Source organism: uncultured Candidatus Kuenenia sp. (genome assembly GCF_900696675.1).
GTDB classification, from domain to species: Bacteria; Planctomycetota; Brocadiia; order Brocadiales; family Brocadiaceae; genus Kuenenia; species Kuenenia stuttgartiensis_A.
In genome coordinates this window covers 1-5285 of record NZ_CAADGZ010000184.1, presented here as the reverse complement: position 1 = coordinate 5285, position 5285 = coordinate 1, and the positions used below count along the sequence as shown (strand labels likewise).

Here is a 5285-nt window from a genome sequence, read left to right as displayed (position 1 = left end):
AGAGCTCCTTCCATCCTGCATTCATTTCATTAATTAATTCTATTTTTTTAGCCCTTGAGCCACCCTTAATTTGCTTCTCCCGCGATATGACGTTTCTTACGTCACGAAATATCTCGTAGTATACTGTGATTGCTTCGGAAAAGACCCTCGCAATGACAAGCTGATGCCCTTGCAATGACAAGCTGATACCTTTTGGATCGCCCTATACATTTGAACCAGTACAGAAACAGAAATGCCAGATGTTTCCGACTCGGAAGTAAGGCTACAAAAAATAGCTTAAATATATATACTACAACACGATATGGTTATAAAACCATTTTCATCGTTTCTGGGTGTCGCAAGTGCGACATGACGAGTGTTGTTGATGTTAATGTATAGACGCAAGTAATGCGTCTCTGCAAAAATATTGAAAATTCCTAAACTGGCATAGCACGAAATACGAAACAAATTCTAACATTCTCTCCCCTTGTCCCCTTCAAAGGGGGAGAATGTTCCCCCGCTGACGCTGGTAGAGGGGAGGAGGATTGAAATTTAGCATTTAGGACTTCACCATTAAATATTTTGCCAAAAAGCACGCACTGACGAATGGAAGTGTGCAAAGAAATTACTGCCAAGGTACTAAACGTTAAAATAGCTACAAAAAAATAGCCTGATATGCAGTACTTATCCATCGCATATCAGGCTATTGAACTAACTTCAAACACTTCGCAGCATCCCCCCTTTCTTTTCACAGAAGGTTTCGGAGATATCTATACTACTAACAGTAACATCTCAAAGACTACGACGCACTTTATTGTACTTGTTAATTTTTGCTGCACGGCTCTTCTTTTGATGTTACTGGGCATTTCAAAGATCATTTATATGGAACAGGGAGCGGTCGTTTAAAAACTTATAGCAACCAGCTTTTAAATCACACCTTCTTAGGCACATGTTTTACTTCTCAACTATGCCTTGAGGAACGTTAAACCTCAATAACTCTCTCCCCGTTCCAATAGTATTATATCACATAAATTCATTTTTACGAGGAAACCGAAATAAATATTTTATATGAATGTCGGGCAGCTCTAGCCAGAGTTTTGCGCTTTTTGAGGTGCATGTTTAATCGCGGGCTGTGAGGGTTCAAGTATTCTATATTACCAATAATAAACTTGTAACATTTTATTTTGAAAAAAATCTGCCTATAGGGGATATGATTTGTAGTGGCAAGGCGTGCCTTGTCACTACATTAAAAATGTATAGGAATTTTCAATATTTTTATTTAATCAATAAACAACCCAACCTCTTACCCTTCTCCATATAGAGGAATTTGATAAGTCCCCTCTTGGGAGGGGATTGAGGGGTGGGTAAAAAAGAATGCCGTTGGGTTTTTGCCTTTTAACAGCCCTACCTAATTTTGCAGAAACGCAAGCACACGTTATCCATTTAATCCAAAAGCAGGCATGTATTTTATATACACCCAAAATAGGGTATTTACAAAGGCAAATTTTAAATATATCCTTAAAAATAAGTTTTTTTGTAACACTTTAGTTTTTTGAAAAAGTAGGGGCGAAGCATTTGCCCGTTTGAGTATGAACCTATTTGTAACAATTTATAGCAAATACTTCGCCTCTACACTATGCGGCTAACATCGCTATTGTTTGAATTTTTCAAAAAATTAAAGTGTCACGTTTTTTAAAAAAGGCATTTTTGTTTTCCTTTTTTTAGTTAAGAAATGAACGAACCCACTCCAACCTTTCCCAAGAGGGGAAATTTGATAAGTCCCCTCTTGGGAGGGGATTGAGGGGGGGGTAAAAAAGAACGCCGTTGAGTTTTTGCTTTTTAAAAACCCAACCTTATTTTAACCTTGACCTCGCGATTTTAGCGTGAACGCCAGGTTTGTTTCACGATCACACAAAAGAAGGAGGTACAACATGACAAGAATTTTAGTTCTTTATTATAGCATGTATGGCCATGTCGAAACTATGGCGAAAGCGGTGGCTGAAGGCGTGCGCTCCGTCGAAGACACAGAGGTAATCATAAAACGCGTGCCCGATCTTGTGCCGGAAGATGTGGCACGAAAGGCTGGCGCCAAGCTCGATCAGGCGGCGCCGATTGCGGAAGTGGATGAGTTGCCGAACTACGATGCAATCATATTCGGCACGCCGACACGCTTCGGCAATATGTGCGCACAGATGCGCAATTTCCTGGATCGGACCGGTCAGTTGTGGCTAAGCGGCAGTTTGATTGGTAAGGTGGGCAGCGTGTTCATATCCACTGCCACACAACACGGCGGACAGGAAACCACAATTACCTCATTCCACACCACATTGTTACATCACGGTATGATCATCGTGGGGGTGCCCTATTCATGTCAGGAAATAATGAACATGAGCGAAATCACCGGCGGGTCACCCTATGGAGCGAGTACTCTTGCTGATATAGATGGTAGTCGCCAGCCGTCGGAGAATGAAAAAAAAATCGCCCGTTTCCAGGGAGCTCACGTGGCGGAAATTACCAGAAAGCAAACGGCCTGACAACTTGCCTGGGTAATAAATAAAAAGCATTGGTGGTGTATTTGGAAATATAGGTTTCTCCATAGATCAAAACATGTTATCCATGCGTAAATATTGGTAACACTTTAGTTTTTTAAAAAAGTAGGGGTGAAGCATTTGCCCGTTTGGGTATGAAATTATTTATAACAATTTGTAGCAAATGCTTCGCCCCTACATCGTGCGGCAAACATCGCTATTGTTGGGGTCTTCAAAAAACTAGTATAACGTTTCATTAAAACACCTACATTGATACCGTCATTGCGGACGACAGCGAAGCAATCTTAAGTCTTTTGGAAACAAGAGATTGCTTCGTCGCTCCACCCCTCGCAATGACATTTTTTTACGTACAAATTTTAACGAAACGATGTACTAGAGTATTACAAAATATTGCGAAAACGTGAGTAGAAAACACGAATAGGGTATTTTAAAATGCGCATACTGAATGAAAGATCTAAAAAATGAAACAGGTAAAAGTTGTTCTACAGGTAGTATCTTTAGTATTTTATATCTCTGGAACATTGCTGGCAGCAGACTATAGCGGTGAATACTATTCTTGGGATACTATAAAGAAAAATACGTGCCAGGAATTTTATGGCGGGGAAGTTGTTTCCGGTGACACCATCAATAAATTTGAACAATCAGGCAGTTCAATTACCCACTACATTGCGGATTGGTCACAGTGGAAGAAGAATGGAAAGTTATTCGACGGCATCTATACTGTCACCTTGGAAGGTACCGTACACGGTAACATTATAAAAACAAGCTACCGTATTAGTGGGGGCGGGTCTACTGTGAAACTAACGTGCAAATTTAAAATGAACGGAACCTCCTCGGGAAGCGGCTCAATTAATATGAAGGTGAGTGGAAGTTTAAGCTGTAAATTACGGGCAAAAATGGAGCTTGAACCTGCGTCAAATAAATATTCCAAAAGCCGTTATGAACTTATTGCAATAGATAACGATTTTTCAAAAGATATTCTTGCAGATGGGTCTCTGCCCGATATCATACGGGAATTAGAAACACTCATGATGAATACCACAGAGGAGTCGAATATTAATATGAGATGATATACTGCAAAGACCCACAATAAATGAACCAGAGATTCTCAGCTTAAGTGAAATTATTGGCGCCACATCTTTCGCCATTCATTCGCCATCCATCTTTTGGAATCAGGTTATGACATTAGTGCTATTCAAGAATTGCTGGGACACAAGGATGTTAAATCTACTATGATTTACTAGCATGTGCTGAATTACTGTTCAAAAGGAGTGCGAAGTCCAATTGATGAACCAAAAGCGGGGTCTTTATACTGATCAGTCTAATTATTGTTGGGCGCCAGAAAATAAACAGCAGGAATAGTCCTGCCTCTACGGGTGCATTCCCGATTTTTTGCAAAAAAACAATAAGTAGGGGTTAACAGTAACGTAGAGACAGGTTTCAAACCTGTCTTTTACCGCTTGAAAATGACAGAAACAACCCTGACAGGGTTCCAAACCCTGTCAGGGTTAATCAAGCAAGATGTTTGCGATACAATACCTGTTCGCCAACAGGTAGGTGCGAATATTTGCAAAAAATCAGGAATACACCTGCCTCCACTTATGAAAACGGGAAGGAGCACATTATGAAAGCATATATACTGAATGAAGCAGGGGCCGTTGAAAATCTGGTTCTGAGAGAAGTCGAGAAGCCTGAGATCAAGGCAGACGAAGTGTTGGTTGAAACGAAAGCAATCAGCATTAATCCGGTAGATGTAAAAGTGAGACGGATGGATGAAACCATAACTATGATTATGGGTACGGAAGATCGTCCGGTCATCCTTGGCTGGGATATTGCCGGAATCGTTGTTGCGGTCGGCGAAGAGGTCAGCGGATTTGAGGTTGGCGACAAGGTGTTCGGCATGGTTAATTTTCCAGGCCAGGGCAAAGCCTATGCCGAGTACGTTGCATCACCGGCCTACCACATCGCTGTTATGCCGGAAAAGGTAACATTCGAAGAAGCTGCGGCAACCACACTGGCCGCACTGACCGCACTGCAGGTGTTACGGCCTCGTGTCAAAAAGGGTGACCGCATTCTAATCCACGCCGGTTCTGGTGGTGTTGGACATTTCGCAATTCAGATGGCCAAGGGACTCGACGCATATGTGATTGCCACCTCCTCTGCCAGGAACCGCGATTTCATCATGTCACTCGGCGCAGATGAGCACATTGACTACCGTGAGCAGAAGTTCGAAGAGGTCCTGTCGAATATAGACTTCGTCCTTGACGGCATTGGTGGTGAGGTCCTTGAGAACTCTCTTAAAGTCGTCAAAGGCGGTGGCAAAATCGTCTCCTTGCCCACCCATCAATTCCCGGAAGATATTCAGTTAGAGGCGGACCAACGCAAGATCAAACTGGAGTTCATCCTTGTCCAGTCGAGCGGTGAAGACATGAATACCCTGAAAGCTATGCTCGAAAACGACGAACTGAAACCTCACGTTTCAAAAATCTTCCCGTTTGAGAATATGGCGGATGCCCATGTACAAATTGAATCCGGTCGAACTGTGGGCAAAGTGATTGTTAAGCTATAAGAAGACTTCGTACAATACCGCGCCGAACAATCTATGTCCCCCGCTGGCGGGGGTGCAGGGGCATAAGCGCTAACTTGTTTTAGGTATGCTCGAAGTATTTTGATATCTGTGTTTTTCGGATTCTTGTATTTTCTGCTAAAGAACAAGCAATGTCATTCCAGCACTTAAGAACTTCCTGTAATGATAAC

Annotated in this window: 3 protein-coding genes and 2 pseudogenes; 4 read left to right on the top strand and 1 reads right to left on the bottom strand. The window is 42.1% G+C overall.

The window, feature by feature from the left end; all coding sequences use genetic code 11:
* Positions 1 to 181 (bottom strand): annotated as a pseudogene (locus QZT26_RS16395) (hypothetical protein); the annotation flags it as partial.
* Positions 182 to 1910: 1729 nt separating this feature from the next.
* On the opposite strand from QZT26_RS16395, the gene wrbA reads away from it, so the two are divergent.
* The 4 genes and pseudogenes from wrbA (at position 1911) to QZT26_RS16375 (ending at position 5097) form a co-directional block, all read left to right on the top strand.
* Positions 1911 to 2513 carry an NAD(P)H:quinone oxidoreductase gene (wrbA, locus tag QZT26_RS16390; RefSeq protein WP_295103695.1) on the top strand — a complete coding sequence of 201 codons (603 nt, stop codon included), beginning with the start codon at positions 1911 to 1913 and terminating at the stop codon, positions 2511 to 2513.
* Positions 2514 to 2989: 476 nt separating this feature from the next.
* A complete protein-coding gene (locus QZT26_RS16385; RefSeq protein WP_295103693.1) occupies positions 2990 to 3598 on the top strand; it encodes a hypothetical protein in 609 nt (202 codons plus the stop codon).
* A 72-nt stretch (positions 3599 to 3670) separates the two neighbouring features.
* Positions 3671 to 3772: pseudogene (locus QZT26_RS16380) on the top strand (tyrosine-type recombinase/integrase); the annotation flags it as partial.
* 380 nt (positions 3773 to 4152) lie between these two features.
* The gene (locus tag QZT26_RS16375) at positions 4153 to 5097 is read left to right on the top strand and encodes an NADP-dependent oxidoreductase (protein ID WP_295103691.1); all 945 of its coding nucleotides are present in this window, start codon (positions 4153 to 4155) and stop codon (positions 5095 to 5097) included.
* Positions 5098 to 5285: the final 188 nt, after the last annotated feature.